Origin of the sequence: Bacteroides caecigallinarum (genome assembly GCF_016902295.1) — a bacterium.
Taxonomy (GTDB): domain Bacteria; phylum Bacteroidota; class Bacteroidia; order Bacteroidales; family Bacteroidaceae; genus Phocaeicola; species Phocaeicola caecigallinarum_A.
The window spans coordinates 36,418-54,099 of the sequence record NZ_JACJLQ010000025.1; the positions used below are offsets into that span (position 1 = coordinate 36,418).

At 41.2% G+C, this 17,682-nt stretch carries 13 protein-coding genes and 1 tRNA gene; 8 read left to right on the forward strand and 6 right to left on the reverse strand.

The window, feature by feature from the left end; translation table 11 throughout:
* The first annotated feature begins 97 nt into the window (after positions 1–97).
* Positions 98–970 carry an NAD kinase gene (locus H6A27_RS09645; protein ID WP_204402713.1) on the forward strand — a complete coding sequence of 291 codons (873 nt, stop codon included), beginning with the start codon at positions 98–100 and terminating at the stop codon, positions 968–970.
* Positions 971–1,016: 46 nt separating this feature from the next.
* On the opposite strand, the gene H6A27_RS09650 is transcribed toward H6A27_RS09645, so the two are convergent.
* On the reverse strand, positions 1,017–3,350 hold the full coding sequence (locus tag H6A27_RS09650) for a glycoside hydrolase family 127 protein (protein WP_204508532.1): 2,334 nt from the start codon (positions 3,348–3,350) through the stop codon (positions 1,017–1,019).
* A 327-nt stretch (positions 3,351–3,677) separates the two neighbouring features.
* On the opposite strand from H6A27_RS09650, the gene H6A27_RS09655 reads away from it, so the two are divergent.
* From H6A27_RS09655 to H6A27_RS09680, 6 genes are all read left to right on the forward strand, one after another.
* Positions 3,678–4,514 carry an ABC transporter ATP-binding protein gene (locus tag H6A27_RS09655; protein ID WP_204402747.1) on the forward strand — a complete coding sequence of 279 codons (837 nt, stop codon included), beginning with the start codon at positions 3,678–3,680 and terminating at the stop codon, positions 4,512–4,514.
* A 16-nt stretch (positions 4,515–4,530) separates the two neighbouring features.
* On the forward strand, positions 4,531–5,406 hold the full coding sequence (locus tag H6A27_RS09660; protein ID WP_204508533.1) for a hypothetical protein: 876 nt from the start codon (positions 4,531–4,533) through the stop codon (positions 5,404–5,406).
* Positions 5,406–5,777, forward strand: coding sequence for a GntR family transcriptional regulator (locus H6A27_RS09665; protein WP_204508539.1), 372 nt, complete (start codon positions 5,406–5,408; stop codon positions 5,775–5,777). The genes H6A27_RS09660 and H6A27_RS09665 overlap by 1 nt, the downstream gene beginning before the upstream one ends.
* 37 nt (positions 5,778–5,814) lie before the next feature.
* Positions 5,815–6,528: a GIN domain-containing protein gene (locus tag H6A27_RS09670; protein ID WP_204508534.1), complete on the forward strand. Its 714-nt coding sequence runs from the start codon at positions 5,815–5,817 to the stop codon at positions 6,526–6,528.
* 12 nt (positions 6,529–6,540) lie between these two features.
* Positions 6,541–9,024, forward strand: coding sequence for a TonB-dependent receptor (locus H6A27_RS09675; RefSeq protein ID WP_204508535.1), 2,484 nt, complete (start codon positions 6,541–6,543; stop codon positions 9,022–9,024).
* 114 nt (positions 9,025–9,138) lie between these two features.
* Complete coding sequence (locus H6A27_RS09680) at positions 9,139–10,497, forward strand: DNA recombination protein RmuC (RefSeq protein ID WP_204402723.1); 1,359 nt, start codon at positions 9,139–9,141, stop codon at positions 10,495–10,497.
* 317 nt (positions 10,498–10,814) lie between these two features.
* Here H6A27_RS09680 and H6A27_RS09685 read toward each other — a convergent pair whose 3' ends face one another.
* The 4 genes from H6A27_RS09685 to H6A27_RS09700 all read right to left on the reverse strand — a co-directional run bounded on the left by H6A27_RS09685 (position 10,815) and on the right by H6A27_RS09700 (position 15,951).
* Positions 10,815–12,656 (reverse strand): peptidase U32 family protein, encoded by a 1,842-nt coding sequence (locus tag H6A27_RS09685; protein WP_204402725.1) that lies wholly within the window; start codon positions 12,654–12,656, stop codon positions 10,815–10,817.
* Positions 12,656–13,579 carry a homoserine O-acetyltransferase MetA gene (metA, locus tag H6A27_RS09690; protein ID WP_204402727.1) on the reverse strand — a complete coding sequence of 308 codons (924 nt, stop codon included), beginning with the start codon at positions 13,577–13,579 and terminating at the stop codon, positions 12,656–12,658. The genes H6A27_RS09685 and metA overlap by 1 nt, the downstream gene beginning before the upstream one ends.
* Positions 13,580–13,749: 170 nt before the next feature.
* Complete coding sequence (locus H6A27_RS09695) at positions 13,750–14,400, reverse strand: BamJ family beta-barrel-assembly machinery protein (RefSeq protein ID WP_204402729.1); 651 nt, start codon at positions 14,398–14,400, stop codon at positions 13,750–13,752.
* 9 nt (positions 14,401–14,409) lie between these two features.
* Positions 14,410–15,951, reverse strand: a complete 1,542-nt coding sequence (locus H6A27_RS09700; RefSeq protein WP_204508536.1) for a glycine--tRNA ligase — start codon at positions 15,949–15,951, stop codon at positions 14,410–14,412.
* A gap of 217 nt (positions 15,952–16,168) precedes the next feature.
* Here H6A27_RS09700 and H6A27_RS09705 point away from each other — a divergent pair, with 217 nt between their 5' ends.
* Positions 16,169–17,521 (forward strand): MATE family efflux transporter, encoded by a 1,353-nt coding sequence (locus H6A27_RS09705; RefSeq protein WP_204508537.1) that lies wholly within the window; start codon positions 16,169–16,171, stop codon positions 17,519–17,521.
* 55 nt (positions 17,522–17,576) lie between these two features.
* Here H6A27_RS09705 and H6A27_RS09710 read toward each other — a convergent pair.
* Positions 17,577–17,649: transfer RNA gene (locus H6A27_RS09710), tRNA-Lys, on the reverse strand.
* Positions 17,650–17,682 lie beyond the last annotated feature (33 nt).

Consider the following 17,682-nt stretch of genomic DNA (forward strand, 5'->3'; position numbering starts at 1 on the left):
TGCATAACAGAATGCAAAGTTAGCAGGTTTTATTATAAACCAACCAACATGCAGGTTAAAAAAGATTGATAACAAGCTACACTTTATACAAAAGGACATGAAATTTGCAATTTTCGGGAATACATATCAGGAGCACAAATCGGCACATATCACTCACTTACTTAAAATTCTGCGTAAAAAAAACGCTGATATATGTATAAGCCATGAATTCTATGAATTCCTAAGGATACATACTCAAACCGACCTGAGCGACCTGGAGATTTTCGACAGAAACAATTTCACGGCCGATATGGCATTAAGTATAGGAGGTGACGGAACTTTCCTGAAAGCAGCAAGCCGTGTAGGTGAAAAAGAAATACCAATTTTAGGAATAAACACCGGACGTCTCGGATTTCTTGCAGCCATTTCACCTGATGAAATGGAAGAGACTTTCGATGAGATATATCAAGGCAAATTTATTGCCGAGCCAAGACGGGTATTGAAGCTGACATGCGAAAACAATATACTGAAAGGAAATCCTTACGCTCTGAACGAAATAGCTGTTCTAAAAAGAGACAGCTCGTCTATGATAACTATCAAAGCTTACGTAAACAACGAACTGCTTAACATTTATCAGGCCGACGGTTTGATTGTGGCAACGCCTACAGGTTCCACAGGATACTCATTAAGCGTAGGTGGCCCGATAATGGTACCACAAAGCGGTACGATAAGCATTACAGCCGTAGCGCCTCACAGCCTTAATGTAAGACCGATAGTATTACGCGACGATTGGGAAATAGCGCTTGAAGTAGAAAGCCGCAGCCATAATTTTCTGATAGCGGTTGACGGCAGGAGTGAAAGTTGTCATGAAGAAGCGCGACTGATAATAAAAAGAGCCTATCACTATATAAAGATAGTAAAACGCTGTAACCACACATTTTTCAATACACTAAGAGAAAAAATGATGTGGGGAGCAGATAACAGAATATAAAGATATAAAAAAAACGGACTAAATAACATTAGTCCGTTTTTTTATATTATTCAAATATCATCCTTATTGAACAGAATCTTGGAGTCACATCCGATTTTCCTCGAACAATCTTCACCTCCCATTCGGAAGCCTTAAGCAATTCTTTTGGCAACTTCAACGTCTGCAAAGCGCTGCCTCCATTTATATCGCCTACCTTAAGACCGTTCACGTACAGTTCAGCATCTCTTGAACCGTCTGCAAAAGAATTAATCATCACCGCATTAACCGGTTTACCGTTAGACTTCATCTTATAAGAGAACCATCCTTTGGTTTCACGCCACGGTGTACCCTGCTCACTACCTATCACAGAGTTCTCCATTTGTATAAAATGATCACTCTCAGGCTGTTGCTCTCCACATGCAACTATATCGGCTGTGATATTCTGTAGTCTTACACGCTCTGCTTCAAGTCGTGCAAGTTCGTCCTGTCTTTGTTTCAACTCGTCTTTAGAAACAAGTTCCCAATAAATCATATATCTGCATTCATGAGTTTTATAGAATGGTTTCAATATCATTCCATCATAACTTGAAGGATATGTACCGGACAAACTGAACTCAAGCTTGTCAGCACTTACTTTTTTCAAATTTGCAAGAAGGTCTTTTTCTTCACCAACTATGACAGGCATATTCTGCAACGGGAACTGTGGACCTGAAGCGATATGTCCACCCCTGCTTTCATCAGCAAACTGTCCGTCAAGTCTCTCCTTACCCAAATCGGCTGCAAGAACAACAGGTCCGTACATAAACGAATAATATGCAGAATGATCAGGAAGCTGAACAGCACGCAACTCCATGGGCAAAGCCATCTCAACAGTATCACCATTCTTCCATTTTCTTTCTATTGTATAATAATCATCATTAAGTGAAGCCTCAGCTTTTTCGCCGTTAATCAGGAAATATACCTTTTCCTTATTAACCCACTCCGGACAACGGAAACTGATTTTCATCTTCTTTGCCTTTCCAGTTTCAATTCTGATTTTAGTATTTTCCTTCTCAGGAAAAGCCGTTTCCTGTACAAACTTGATTCCTTCTTCCTTCCAGTCAAGTACTGAAGGTATAAACATATTTACAATAAGCTCATTATCATGCGACGCATATATCATCTCACCATATCTCGCATGGTTTTCCATACCAGAACCCACACAACACCAGAAACTGTTCTGAGGTTGAGAATATACTCTGTAATGTCCGGAACGCATTGGAGTAAAATAGACCAATCCTCCCTGGACAGGGTTCTGAGTTGACAATATATGATTATACAAGGCACGTTCATAATAATCCATATAATCAGCGTTTCCAGATGTCTGGTAAAGCATTTTTGTCAGTCGTAGCATATTATATGTATTACATGTCTCAGGGCCCTGCTCGCTTGTCATCATACTTGAAAAATCTTCCGACTTATGAAAATGTTCCCTTACACTGTTTCCACCTATTGACACACTTCTGTTGTTCACTACTGTATTCCAGAAGAACTCCGAAGCATCACTCCAGTCCTGATTGCCTTCCAGATCTGCAATTCTTTTGAAACCTATCACTTTAGGTATCTGTGTATTTGCATGCATTCCGGTAAGCACATCTTTCTTTTCGACAAGCGGATTAAGCACAAACCTATGAGAAAAACGTTTTGCCAGGTCAAGATACTTTTCATCGCCTGTAATAGCATATACATCGGCAAAAATTTCATTCAGACCTCCGTGCTCACTTCTCAACATATCTTGTATCTGTTCATCAGTAAGTCCGGAAACGACATTCATCATCCAGTCTGTAAGACCTATCAACATGTCTTTCGCTTCTTCCTTACCGCCTACCAGATAAGCATCTCTCAAACCGGCATAAGTCTTATGAATATTATAAAGCGGAACCCACCTATTGTTCAATCCGAAAGGATTAGCGTCAATCTTTCCTTCCTTAATTTCCTTCCATATAGCTTTTCCTGCAGGAACTCCACATAAGTAACCGTTGCCGGAGGCATCCTGACAGCGTTTTAATTCAGAAAGGAAATAATCAAGTCTTCTACCTATTTCTTCATCACCCGTAGCCGCATACATGTATGACAACGCAGAAAGATAATGACCGCCAATATGACCGTCGAGTCCAGTATTTTCCCAGTTTGGATAATTCTCAGCATTAGGCTTCAAACCTGCTTCCTTCATATAAGGAGCAAGGAGTCTGTCTGGATTCAACCCCATCAGATAACTAATATCCAAATCTTCGGCATGCTTAAATACGCCGGATGTCAGTCTCACTTCATCGACAGGGAATGTTTTTACTTTTTGAGGCAAACTCGCTTCTGCACTTACAGAAGCCATTAGCATTAATCCTAAAAGATACAATTTACTCATGTCTTTCAATTATTTATACAGTTAACTTTCAATGGTGGCAAATATACGAATAAGTGTACAATACACAACATAAAAACAATAAAAAATACAGTTCCAAACGAAAAGTTCTATAACTCTGATAAATAAAAAAATTACGGCCGTATTTGATTTCAAATGTACTGTCATTCAAATTTAAACAACAGGTCATTTTAAATAACAATATTTCGCTCAGTTTGTTAATAATATCTAAACATGATATTGGTAGTCTTGTTTTATAAAATTTAAAGCATACATTTGCAGTGTACTAATCAACTAATACACTAAAACAATATAATTATGGACACATCAATGATTAAAGCCGAACATCTCACCTTTGGATACGGGAAAAACAAACAGGTGTTCAATGATTTCAACCTCGAAATAGAAAAAGGGAAAATAGTAGGCCTGCTCGGAAAGAACGGAACAGGTAAATCTACTCTGCTGTATATCATCTGCGGATTGCTCAAGCCTTCTCACGGGAATGTAACCATAAAAGGTATAGACATCAGAAGACGTCTTCCGCAGACTCTGTCGGACATTTATCTGGTTCCTGAGGAATTCGACCTGCCTAACTTGTCTATTAAACAGTTCGTAAAGCTGAACAGCGGTTTCTATCCTAATTTCAGCAACGAAACTCTAAGCACTTGCCTCAACGATTTTGACCTCGGAATGGATATCAACCTCGGCGAACTCTCCATGGGACAGAAGAAGAAAGCGTATATGTGCTTCGCTCTTGCCACAAACACTTCTCTCCTGCTCATGGACGAACCTACAAACGGACTGGACATTCCGTCGAAAAGCCAGTTCAGAAAGGTTATAGCGTCGGGAATGACAGACGAAAAGACTATCATAATCTCTACCCATCAGGTAAGGGATATAGACAGGTTGCTGGATCACATAACAATAATAGACGATACTGATGTACTGCTGAACAAATCGGTAAAGGAAATTACAGACAAGTTATACTTCTGCGAACAAAGCATGAACGAGCCTACCGACGGGGCACTGTTCATTCAACCATCTGTACAAGGCAACAGCATCATTATGGAAAACAGATTCGGTGAGGAAAGCCCTATGAATCTGGAAGTACTTTTCAATGCCATGCTGACCGAAAGAAGCAAGATACAGGAAGTTTTCAATAAATAAGTAAGGAGGGACAATTATGACAACAAATATAAATTTCAGTTTTACAAGACTCATGGCGGTAATGAAACGCGACATGATTGAGAATTGGAAAACCAACATGTACAGGCTTATAGGAGTTTATACAGGTGCGGCTATGGCTTTCCTGTTCGGAATGAACGGCATATTATCAAGTAACAGAGGTGAAACAGGAGAAGCACAATATGCAGGTTTCTGCGATACCTTTCATTCTATACTGATATTCGTAATATTCTTTTATCTTATGATATGTGCCTCAAGAATAATGGAAGTGATGAATACGAAGAACAAACGTATCTCGTATATGATGCTCCCGGCAACAATCGGAGAGAAGTTCATAAGCAGGGTGATATATGTATGTATTACTTCTATGATAATATTTTTTGTGGGACTGTTTCTTGCCGAACTAACCAGACTCATTCTACTCCCCCTGTTCGATGCGCCGGAAGAGTTTTCTCGCTTTTGTCTGTTTGATATAATGTCAGTTTCATTAGACGACACAATACGCATTAACCCTGGATTATATACAGAAAGACAATCTGCCGAGATTATATCTTATCTGTTTGTCATTTCAAACTGTTTATGGAGCCACTCAATCTATATTTTGGGAGGTACATATTTCAGAAAACATCCTTTTGTAAAAACATGGGGAATAATGATGGCATTATTTGTCATTGCCGCATACATATTTGGAAATCTAATCAACATAATGTCGTATTTTTCCATAGACCTGACAGATGAAAGATTCTGGATCAAAGCACAGACATTATTCACTACGATAAGCATCGTCTTCCTTGTTCTCGCAGTTATTAACTGGGCTCTGAGTTATCATTTGTTTAGAAATTCACAAATCACCGATAGAAAACTGTTCACATGATGAAATTTAAGGAATCGAAATCAATATATTTGCAGATTGCAGACAGAATTATGGACGAAATTCTTCATGACACATACAAGGAAGAAGAACGAATACCGTCCGTAAGGGAGTATGCCGCAATGGTGGAAGTGAACGCGAATACAATGATGCGCACTTACGACTATCTGCAGGGGATGGAAATAATATATAATAAAAGAGGTATAGGGTATTTCGTAGGCGAAGGCGCAAAGGATAAAATTCTTTCGTCCAGAAAAGAGACCTTCCTGAACGAGGAACTGCCGGAAATGTTCCGCACGATGAGAATTCTTGGTATATCCGGACCGGAAATATCAGCTCTCTACAAACAATTCCTGAAAGATAACAACAAATAAAAGAACTATAAACCAATAATATAAAACAAAGGAAACCATGAAACTAAACAGCAAACTTTCAATACTAATTATCAGTGCTGTAACTTCTCTTACAGCCACGTCTTGCATGATTAGCACCGCAACAAGCAAAAATGAAGCTACTTCAATATACGATGTGAATACATCATACAAATCATTAAGCGTAAGAAGCGCTATAAAAGTGGAGTACAGACATGATATTGACAAACTTCAGATTATTGCCGACTCTTCTATCCTTTCCAAAATAAAAGTAAATTACGATGAAGACGATATTGAAATTTACGCTTCAAGCTTTAAAAGTCCTTTCAATGTTACCGCATTGGTTCCGGCAAGCAAGGAACTGGAAAACATTGAAATAGAAGGGGCTTCATCATTCAGCTCCGACAAAGAGATTGAGGCGGAAAAACTTGACATTGAAGTGTCGGGGGCATCGAAATTCAATGCAAATATAAACTGCCAGTCGCTTAAAGCCAGCGTCAGCGGGGCATCATCTGCCAGTATAGGAGGTGAAGCCATGAATGCTGAGATAAGTGTAAGCGGAGCATCGAAATTATCATCGGAAAATCTGAATACCGATTATGCGGATATCGACATAAGCGGCGCCAGCAAGGCTGAAATAATATGCAACAAGAATATTACAGGAAATGTGTCGGGAGCATCTAAACTTTCATTCGGCGGCACAGCCAAATCTGACGTGTCAACAAGTGGAGCTTCTAAAGTATCAAGAAAATAAAATCAAAATAAAATGTCATCAAATGTCTTTAGAGGATTTATATGTATCCTCATATGCCTTACCACAGCTACTGCATTCGCACAAAAGCAAAGTGGAATATATTCTGTAAAAGGAACCTTAGTTGACTCACTTCTTAACGAAAGCGAGCCATACGCCACAGTGAGAATCTCAAGTGCGGCAAATCCTGAAGAAAAAGTAAAACTTTCAGTCACCGACGAAAAAGGACGTTTCAACGAGAAACTGTCCGAGCCGGGGGACTACGTAATAACTCTCTCATCGGTAGGAAAGAATACCGTAAAAAGAAACTTTACATTAAGTACAAGCAAGAAATCTGTTGACCTCGGAACGATTTTCACTTCCGAGGCAACGGAAATGCTCAAGGGAGTGGAAGTGGTGGCACAGAAACCTCTCGTGAAAGCTGAAATAGACAAGATAACCTACAGCATGGAGGACGACCCGGACTCAAAGACAAACACCACACTGGAGATGCTCAAGAAAGTACCTCTCGTGACAGTTGACGGCGAGGACAACATACAGGTGAACGGTTCAAGCAGCTTCAAGGTACACGTAAACGGAAAGCCCAACACTCTGATGAGCAATAATCCGAAAGAGGTGTTGAGAAGCCTGCCTGCAAACAGCATCAAGTCGATTGAGGTTATAACCGAACCCGGAGCTAAATACGATGCCGAAGGTATCGGAGGTATTCTGAATATCATTACCACTGACACCAAGATGCAGGGATATAATGTCACACTCGGTGGCAGGGCAAGCAATCAAGGCTTTTCCGGCTATGGCTACGGTACTGTACAGGTGGGAAAGTTTACCGTATCAGGCAACTATTCGTACAACTACAGCACACAGCCACGCAGTTACTTCAGTTCCGGACGCGAAGACTATACATCGGACACAAACAAATATCTAAACAGTGAAGGTTCTTCGAAAAGCAACGGTAATTTCCAGTTCGGTAATCTGGAAGGAAGTTATGAGATTGACACATTGAACCTGATAACATTCTCAGCCAATATGTTCGGAGGCAAGTTCAAGACAAACAGCAATTCAGAAAACCGTATGCTGAACAATATGGAAGAGATGACATACCGATACAATACACTGAACAAATCGACAAGCGGTTTCGGTAATGTAGGCATTAACTTCGACTATCAGCACTCATTCAAGACCAAAGGCGAATATCTCACCATATCGTATAAGTACAATGATTCTCCAAACAACAGCGAATCTACTACAGAATATATGGATATGGAAAATGTTCCTTTCTCTCTGGAGAACCAGTATTTCGACAATGACGCACACACTGCGGAACATACAGGACAGATAGACTACGTAAACCCGATAAACGACAAGCACTATATTGACGCCGGTATGAAATACATCTATCGTCTGAACGCGAGCGACAGCAAATATTTCATCCAGCAAAGTGACGGCTCGATGCTTCAGGACAATAACATGTCAAGCATATTCGACCAGGGACAAAGCATCGTCGCAACATACGCCGACTATCAGCTGAAACTGAAGAAATTCGGTTTCAAGGCAGGCGTGAGATACGAACATACGTTTATGGATGTGAAATACGACCTTCAGCCTGAACGCAACTTCAATGCCGGTTTCGATGACGTTGTTCCTACAGTGAACATGTCGTATATGCTTGGCACGACATCCACCCTGAAAGCGAACTACAACATGCGTATCAACCGTCCGGGTATATGGTATCTTAACCCATTCCGCGACGAAAGTAACCCGACATCGGTAAGCTACGGTAATCCGGATCTGGATACAGAAAAGGCACATATCATTGGATTGACTTTCAGCTCATTCACTGCCAAATTCAGTGTAAACGCAAACCTGAACTATACGTTCACTAACAACGGTATAGAAAGCTATTCCTTCATGGAAGACGGTATCCTGAATAATACCTACGAGAATGCCGGAAAGAAACAAATCACCCGCCTGTCGTTGTGGATGAACTGGAATCCTGGAAACAAGACAAGAATATCAATAAACGCATCCGGCTCTTACTCGGACTACAGCAGCGATATTCTTGATACCAAAAATTCCGGTTTCAACGGGAACGTATTCGGGAACATACAGCAGACTCTTCCGTGGGACCTACGCCTTAGTGTTTACGGAGGTGGAAGTACGCCATACATAACTCTGCAGGGAAAAGGCTCGTCATATTACTATTACGGTCTGGGACTGACACGCTCGTTCCTGAAAGAAAAGAGATTGAGCATTTCGCTGTCCGCGAACAACATTTTCAATAAATACAATACTTACGAAAGCAATACACTTACTGATACATTCCGCTCATGGAACAAAAACAAATACTATAACTTAGGTTATGCCCTCAGCATAAGCTGGAGGTTCGGCGAACTGAAAACTCAAGTAAAGAAAACGAGTCGTACCATCAACAATGATGATGTGAAATCAGGCGGAAGCAGCTCTCAAGGCTCTTCTACCGGAGGACAAGGAGGAATGTAATAATAACTGGAGTTAAAGGAGTTAAAGAAGTTAAGGAGTTAAAGAAGTTAAGATTATTTTACTACCTTATTCTTTAACTTCTATAACTTCAATAAATTCTATAGGTTCTAAAAAATGACAATATATATAATAATAGGAACAATAGTAGGCTGCATCTTGGGAATCATTATTGGTCACCTGATTTCTGCAAGAAAATCGGGTGTACTGCAATCGCAACTGAAAATGCAGCAGGAACATTCAGCCGAGTTGTTAAGGAACGAACAGACCAAAGCAGCCCAACAAGCAGAAAATCTGAGACAAAACATACAGAAACTGCAGGACAAGCTGGACGAGAACGCACGTCTGCTGAACGAGGCTTACACGGTTTCGGCATCTCTGAAAGCAGAGAACCGTAATATGGCAGAGAAGCTGGAAAATCAGAAGGAAGAGATTGCAGCTATGCACAAGCAGTTCAATCTTGAGTTCGAGAACATAGCCAACAAGATTTTCCAACAGAAGACTGAGACGTTCAACAAACTGAGCGCCGAAAGCCTCAGCAGTCTGCTAAAACCTTTCGGCGACAATCTGAACGAGTTCAAGCATCAGGTGGCAGAGGTATATGAAAAGGAATCGAAACAACGTTTCTCACTCGAGGACAGAATAAAGGAACTCGTCCTGCTGAACAAACAGATAAGCGATGACGCCAACAACCTGACAAAGGCCCTGAAAGGTGACTCGAAGATGCAGGGCAACTGGGGCGAAATGATACTGGAAACGATACTTGAAAACTCCGGTCTGCACGAAGGCGAGGAATATTTCCGTCAGGAGTTCCTGAAAGACGAGAACGGCGAGTATCTGAAAAACGAGCAGGGACAGCGACTTCAGCCGGATGTGATAGTAGTCTATCCGGATAACCGACACGTAATAATCGACTCCAAAGTATCGCTCACAGCATACGCCGGATATATAGTAACAGACGACAAGACAGAGAAAGAACAGTATCTGAAAGAGCATCTGCGCTCGGTAAAGGCTCATATAGACGAGCTGAGCAAGAAAGACTATTCCAAATACAACGTATCAGCGCTGGACTTCGTAATGATGTTCATCCCCAACGAACCGGCTTACGTGCTGGCACTTCAGGCGGACAACAATCTGTGGAATTATGCTTATCAGAAAAAGGTTGTACTGATGAGTCCCACAAACCTGATTGCAGCTCTCAGACTGGCTCTCGACTTGTGGAAACGCGAGTATCAGGAAAAGAATATCCAGGAGATAGTGAAACGCGGAACTGCACTCTATGAGAAGATGGCAGGATTTGCGGAGACATTCGAAAAAATCGGTGATGCGATAAACACTGCAAATACGGCATACGGCAATGCGCGCTCGCAGCTTTCGGAAGGAAAAGGGAATCTCATCCGTCAGGCGGAAATGCTTAAGGAACTTGGTATTACTCCGAAAAAGAATATTCCTTCCAGACTGCTGGATGAGAAGTAATTTAAGTTCCGGATTTAATATTCCTCTGGTAGTTAAGAAGTTATATAAGTTATCACTTTGCTCGCTTAGTTAGAAATTAAAAAGGAAATCGCCGATAGAACTGTCTTTTGGCCTTTAACTTCTAAGCCCGCATATCGGGCGATAACTTCTTCTAACTACTTTAATTCCTAAAAAAACATACATTTCTTGGAGCTGACTACAGTCGGCAATGCTGCCGACTATAGTGGGCAGAGCTGCTGACTATAGTGGGCAATGCTGCCGACGATGGTCGGCACCAAAAAACACGAGGTTATTACTCTTTACGCAATTTAGCATCATTACTTTTGTTCTGAATTATCTGAAAGAACTTTCATCTGACATTGCTTGCAGTCAAACTCCAATCGGAAACGTCTGCCATCGGAACTTACAAGATAATAAGGCTCGCGGAAAGGCGAACGTACCTTGTGATGTACCGGACACCAGCCCATACTGTAGCGGATACAATGCTTGCAAAACATCAGAACAGCATCCTTAGGCGGTTCCTTTTCGAATGCCGGCATTACTTTCAGTACTCCGTGGTTCTTGTAAAATTCGGCAGCAGAGCTGTTCATCACATTACCTAAATATGTAAGCGTACCGACAGGGAACTTAGCTTTGCTTTCCTTCATGCGGAACACCTCCCGGTTATAGTTTATCTTACGCACCTCAAGCAATTTCTCAACAGCATTACGTCTGAGTTCAGACAATTCGGAAGACGGGATAAACCAGTTATCAGAGAAATCTATACTGATATTCTTTGCCTCAAACGGAGTATTACCAAGCTTGCCCAACTGGTTCTTCAGATTGTCTGTCTGAGGAGTACGTGCATGTTCTTTCGCACGCTGCAGCGTGATAGACACACTATTGTCGTCCTCGTCAGTAAGGCTCAATGTAAATCCAAAGCTGTTTTCAGCCAGACATATATCAACGGCAATTTTTCTCTCGGCCGATTTTTTCTGCATCTGTTTTTCAAATTCCTGATCGAAGTTACGATACAGACGCATCTTTGGTTTCAGCTTTGGCATATCCTGCGGGAAAAGTTTGTTGTTTTCCACACGGTTCACCCTGAATCCCTGCAGACGCCCGTTCTCGTCTATGTAGCAAAGGCCGTCGCCATTATTGAACGACTTCACGCCTGCCACAGTGAAATAGTTTCCTCTGATTTCCTTAACCGTACCTACCTCCTCACCCAGCGATTTAGGAGTGCTGAACGAGAATATTCCCGGATTACGTCCGCGAAGGAAATAATCGGTAAATCCGCGGCTGAAACTCTTGTCGAGCTGCGGAGTGAATGTAGTCTTCACCGTACCTGACGATGCCCTGACATACTCTTTGCGATATTTGAATATGGCATCAAGCTTCTGACGGTAATATGCAGTGACGTTCTTTACATACGACACGTCCTTCAGACGGCCTTCAATCTTCAGCGATGTTGCTCCGGCATCGAGCAAAGATTCGAGATTGTCACTCTGATTCATATCTTTAAGAGACAGAAGATGTTTGTTCTGCTCTATCATCCTCCCGTTAGAATCCACCAAATCGAAGGCAAGACGGCAGAACTGGGCACATTCGCCACGATTGGCGCTACGTCCGTAACACGCTTGGCTTACATAGCACTGACCGCTGTAACTCACACATAAAGCCCCATGAACAAACACTTCAAGAAGTGTATCAGGACAGGTATCGTGTATCTTCTTAATTTCTTCAAGCGAAAGCTCACGTGCCAACACTACCTGACGGAAACCTATATCCGAAAGGAATTTCACCTTTTCCGGAGTACGGTTATCCATCTGTGTACTTCCATGCAGAGCTATAGGTGGAAGGTTCAGGCGCGTGATACCCATATCCTGTATGATAAGCGCGTCAACACCGGCACGATAAAGTTCCCATATCATTTTTTCTGTCTCAGGCAATTCCTCATCATACAATATGGTATTTACGGTGACGTAAATACGCACATTATAAATATGGGCGTAGTCCACCAAAGCCTTAATATCTTCAATCGTATTCCCCGCGGCAGCACGGGCGCCAAAACGAGGGGCACCGATATAAACCGCATCAGCGCCATGATTGATTGCCTCTATCCCACATTCCAGGTTTTTTGCCGGGGCAAGAAGTTCTATAGGACGTTGTTTTATCATTATTTAATCTGATTAATATCGTATGGAGTTTCCTGATATACATAATAGTTGAGCCAGTTTGAGAAAAGCAGATTCGCAGTACTGCGCCATCTCACAACAGGCCCCTTGTCAGGGTCGTTGTCGCGATAATAGTTCTTAGGCATATCTATAGGCAAACCTTTTCCCAGGTCGCGACGGTACTCTCCATCGAGTGTAAGCGGTGAGTACTCGGAATGTCCTGTCACATAGAATTCACGTCCTCCGCGTGCCATCACGATATGTACACCGGAATCATCCGACTCGGATATAATGTCCAGTTCCGGGCATTTCTCAATATCTTCACGACGCACCTCTGTATGACGGCTGTGTGGTACAAAAAACTCATCATCAAAGCCGCGGAATATAGGCAACTGGCTGAATCCTTTACAGATATGATGCTCGAATATTCCAAACATTTTTTTGTCGAGAGCATATTTAGGGATGCCATAATGATGATACAAGCCTGCCTGGGCAGCCCAACATATATAAAATGTAGAAGTGACGTGGGTACGAGTCCAGTTGAATATGTCCTGAATTTCATCCCAGTAGTTCACTTCCTCGAATTCAAGATGCTCTACGGGTGCTCCGGTAATAATCATACCGTCAAATTTCTCGTCACGCATATCCTCAAAATCGCGATAGAAAGCTTTCATGTGCTCTATCGGAGTATTTTTGGATGTATGACTCTTTATCTTCATAAAGCTCACTTCTATCTGTAGCGGGGAGTTCGACAAGAGACGTATCAGGTCAGTCTCTGTTGTAATCTTCAACGGCATAAGATTGAGTATTACAATCTTAAGCGGACGAATATCCTGCGATGTGGCTCTCGAGCTGTCTATAACGAAGATATTCTCTTCCTTCAGCAAGTCAATAGCAGGAAGTTTATCTGGTAAATTTAAAGGCATAAATGTAAGTTTTTAAGTTTATCAGTTTTTAAGTTTGTGAGTTTTAAGTTCACATCAACTAACTTATAAACTTAAAAACTAACAAACTAATAATTTGTTTATAACAAAAAAGCATCCCGAACAGTAATAACCATTAAGGATGCTTTTTTGTTATTCACTGGTCAATAATTTCAGTTATCGGAATTATTGGTATTGTAAGGATGAATAACCTCGTCTATATACAGTTCATATATCAAGGTTGAATACCCCTTGATAGTACTACCACTACCGCTTTCTCCATATCCCATCTGGTATGGAATATAAACAGTTACCTTATCAGACGTTTCAGGTTTCAAATGAATCATAGCTGTAGTCCATCCTACGATATACCCATTGTCTGACACATCGAATTCTGTAAAGTTATCATTGACTTCCTTGTTAAAGGTTCCATAATAATTTCCATCAAAGCGAGTATCATTAATAAGAAATCCCTGATAAGCGACAGATACTGTATCCGTAAAGTTAATCAACGGTTCCGTTCCTTCATAAACATCCTCTGCGTTTGCGTATTTTACGTACACATAGTCGGACACTTTATATTGATAGGATGGTATCGGATTATTGATTTCATTCTCAAACTTTATCTTGTAGTTCTCATACTTACGCCATATCTCTCCTGAAGGAGGATTATCAGCCACATCTGCTATTGAATCAATAAAATACTCATTTCTTTCTTTCCAATTGGCATACGGGTCTTCCACTTCTGTATCTTTGGCACAAGAAGAAAATCCGATAGTCATTGCAGAAAGAATAGCAACGAGCAAAAAAATTCTATTATTCATAAGCAAAAATTATTGTAGAGTTTTCAACAAGCTGGTGATACTAACCTTATCAGCAATGATATTGTTAAGTTCTGAAATTGCGACACGTTCCTGCTGCATTGTATCACGGTTGCGCAATGTAACGCAATTGTCTTCCAATGTCTGGTGGTCGATTGTAATACAGTATGGAGTACCGATAGCATCCTGACGACGGTAACGCTTACCTATACTGTCTTTTTCGTCGTACTGACAGTTGAAGTGGAACTTAAGGTCATTCATGATTTCGCGCGCCTTTTCCGGCAGACCGTCTTTCTTAACCAACGGCATTACAGCAAGTTTAACCGGAGCCAAAGCTGCAGGCAATTTCAATACTACACGAGTTTCGCCGTTTTCAAGTTTTTCTTCGCAATACGAAGCACTCATGATGCTAAGGAACATACGGTCAACACCGATTGATGTTTCGATAACGAACGGAGTATAGCTTTCGTTGATTTCAGGATCGAAGTATTTGATGCTCTTGCCTGAATATTTCTCATGCTGGCTCAAGTCGAAGTTTGTACGGCTGTGGATACCTTCAACTTCCTTGAAACCGAACGGCATCAGGAACTCGATATCTGTTGCGGCATTAGCATAATGAGCCAACTTTTCATGATCATGGTAGCGGTAATGGTCGTCACCGAAACCAAGAGCCTTATGCCATTTCAGGCGAGTTTCTTTCCATTTCTTGAACCATTCAAGTTCTGTACCAGGTTTAACGAAGAACTGCATTTCCATCTGTTCGAATTCACGCATACGGAAAATGAACTGACGCGCAACGATTTCGTTACGGAATGCCTTACCAATCTGTGCAATACCGAAAGGTATTTTCATACGACCAGTCTTCTGTACGTTAAGATAGTTCACAAAGATACCCTGAGCTGTTTCAGGACGAAGATATACCTTCATGGCTCCGTCGGCAGTAGAACCCATTTCTGTAGTAAACATAAGATTGAACTGACGAACTTCAGTCCAGTTCTTTGTACCTGATATAGGACAAACGATTTCCTCGTCAAGGATAATCTGACGCAATTCGTTCAAGTCGTTTGCATTCATCGCCTTAGCATAACGTTCGTGCAAAGCGTCAAGCTTAGCCTGATGTTCAAGTACACGTCCGTTAGTACTGCGGAACTGTGCTTCATCAAAAGCATCACCAAACTTCTTTGCGGCTTTAGCTACTTCCTTGTTAATTTTATCTTCGTATTTGGCAATCTGTTCTTCTATCAAAACGTCAGCACGGTAACGTTTCTTTGAGTCACGGTTATCTATCAATGGGTCATTGAAAGCATCAACATGTCCCGATGCCTTCCAGATAGTAGGATGCATAAAGATTGCAGAATCTATACCTACGATATTTTCATGCAAAAGCACCATACTCTGCCACCAATACTGCTTGATATTGTTTTTCAGTTCCACACCCATCTGTCCATAATCATATACAGCTCCCAGTCCATCATATATTTCACTTGACGGAAATACAAAACCATACTCTTTACAGTGAGAAACTAATTTCTTGAAAACGTCTTCCTGTGCCATTTTTCTAACTTATTTTATATTTTTCTAATTGTTTTATTTACTATTGGGCACAAAGATACTCAAATATGAAGAATAATGAACTAATAGTGTATTAATTTATCTTATGAATATGGACGAAATAGCTCATTAATAGGGACAAAAACAAAAAAAACATCTATTTTTGTAAGAAATTTCACATTGAGGAAATCAAACTTCACCCTACGAAAACGAACTTTTTATGATTAAGACAGCACAAGACAAATATAAGATGATGACTACAAAGCCTATCCCGGGACTTATAACATCACTTGCGATACCTACAATAATAAGCATGCTTGTAACATCATTTTATGTAATGGCTGACACTTACTTCGTAGGACAAATCAACACGCAATCAACGGCTGCCGTAGGAATTTCATTCTCCATAATGGCTATAATACAGGCCTTTGGATTCTTTTTCGGTCATGGCTCCGGAAATTATATTTCACGCAAACTTGGAGCAAAGGACTATGACAACGCCGAAAAAATGGCATCCACAGGATTCTTCTATGCTTTTTCGTTCGGTATAATCATTGCCATAATAGGCAATCTGTTTCTCACACCAATCTGTATATTATTAGGTTCGACAGAAACCATCCTGCCTTACGCCGAAAATTATTTGGGAATAATACTGCTTGGAGCCCCTTTTATGGCATCTTCGCTTGTACTTAACAACCAAATGCGTTTCCAGGGGAATGCCGTATATGCAATGATAGGTATTATCATTGGTGCCATAATAAATATAGGACTCGACCCCCTACTGATATTTGTTTTCGACATGGGTGTTTCAGGTGCGGCATTATCAACCATCATCAGCCAGTTCTGCAGCTTCCTCGTGCTGATATACATGGACAGCAAAGGAACAAACATAAAAATCAAATTCAAGAATTTCACACCGACATTCTCATATCTTAAGGAAATAACATACGGCGGCATTCCTTCGCTGAGCCGACAAGGGTTGGTGAGTCTTTCCACTATAATGCTAAACGTAGCAGCAGGAGCATACGGAGACGCGGCTATCGCAGGAATGTCAATAGTTACACGTATATGTATGTTCATAAACTCATTCGTCATAGGCTTCGGCCAGGGTTTCCAGCCTGTATGCGGATTCAACTATGGAGCCGGACTCTACAGAAGAGTACGTGAAGGATTTTATTATAGTGTAAAAACCGGGGTAATTTTCCTTACCGTCTGCGCTATAATAGGATATATATTTGCCCCTGAAATCGTGTCATGGTTCCGTAAAGACGATGCCGAGGTAATAGCAATCGGAGCAAGAGCTTTACGCTGGCAGCTCATAACATTGCCTTTGGGAGCCTGGGTAATTCTATGCAACATGATGCTCCAGACTATAAGAATACCAGCCAGAGCGCTTATATTGTCTTCAGCGAGACAAGGATTATTCTTCATTCCACTGATAATAATACTTCCATATTTCTTAGGCCTTCAAGGAGTAGAAATGTGTCAGGCCGTATCAGATTTCTGCTCATTTATCCTTGCCTTCCCGCTTACCGTACCTGTTTTGAAAAGATTCAGGACGGACAAAGTCTGACCCATTTACGAAAAAAAGCGACTATCTTTTTGAGATAATCGCTTGATTTTCTGAGTGATCCGCTTGGGGCTCGAACCCAAGACCCCAACATTAAAAGTGTTGTGCTCTACCTGCTGAGCTAGCGAATCAATCCTATATGCTATCGTTGTTTCTCGATTGCG

Coding starts and splice junctions, on each gene's coding strand:
- H6A27_RS09645 (WP_204402713.1), top strand. CDS start 98: ATGAAATTTGCAATTTTCGGGAATACATATCAGGAGCACAAATCGGCA.
- H6A27_RS09650 (WP_204508532.1), bottom strand. CDS start 3,350: ATGAGTAAATTGTATCTTTTAGGATTAATGCTAATGGCTTCTGTAAGT.
- H6A27_RS09655 (WP_204402747.1), top strand. CDS start 3,678: ATGATTAAAGCCGAACATCTCACCTTTGGATACGGGAAAAACAAACAG.
- H6A27_RS09660 (WP_204508533.1), top strand. CDS start 4,531: ATGACAACAAATATAAATTTCAGTTTTACAAGACTCATGGCGGTAATG.
- H6A27_RS09665 (WP_204508539.1), top strand. CDS start 5,406: ATGAAATTTAAGGAATCGAAATCAATATATTTGCAGATTGCAGACAGA.
- H6A27_RS09670 (WP_204508534.1), top strand. CDS start 5,815: ATGAAACTAAACAGCAAACTTTCAATACTAATTATCAGTGCTGTAACT.
- H6A27_RS09675 (WP_204508535.1), top strand. CDS start 6,541: ATGTCATCAAATGTCTTTAGAGGATTTATATGTATCCTCATATGCCTT.
- H6A27_RS09680 (WP_204402723.1), top strand. CDS start 9,139: ATGACAATATATATAATAATAGGAACAATAGTAGGCTGCATCTTGGGA.
- H6A27_RS09685 (WP_204402725.1), bottom strand. CDS start 12,656: ATGATAAAACAACGTCCTATAGAACTTCTTGCCCCGGCAAAAAACCTG.
- metA (WP_204402727.1), bottom strand. CDS start 13,579: ATGCCTTTAAATTTACCAGATAAACTTCCTGCTATTGACTTGCTGAAG.
- H6A27_RS09695 (WP_204402729.1), bottom strand. CDS start 14,400: ATGAATAATAGAATTTTTTTGCTCGTTGCTATTCTTTCTGCAATGACT.
- H6A27_RS09700 (WP_204508536.1), bottom strand. CDS start 15,951: ATGGCACAGGAAGACGTTTTCAAGAAATTAGTTTCTCACTGTAAAGAG.
- H6A27_RS09705 (WP_204508537.1), top strand. CDS start 16,169: ATGATTAAGACAGCACAAGACAAATATAAGATGATGACTACAAAGCCT.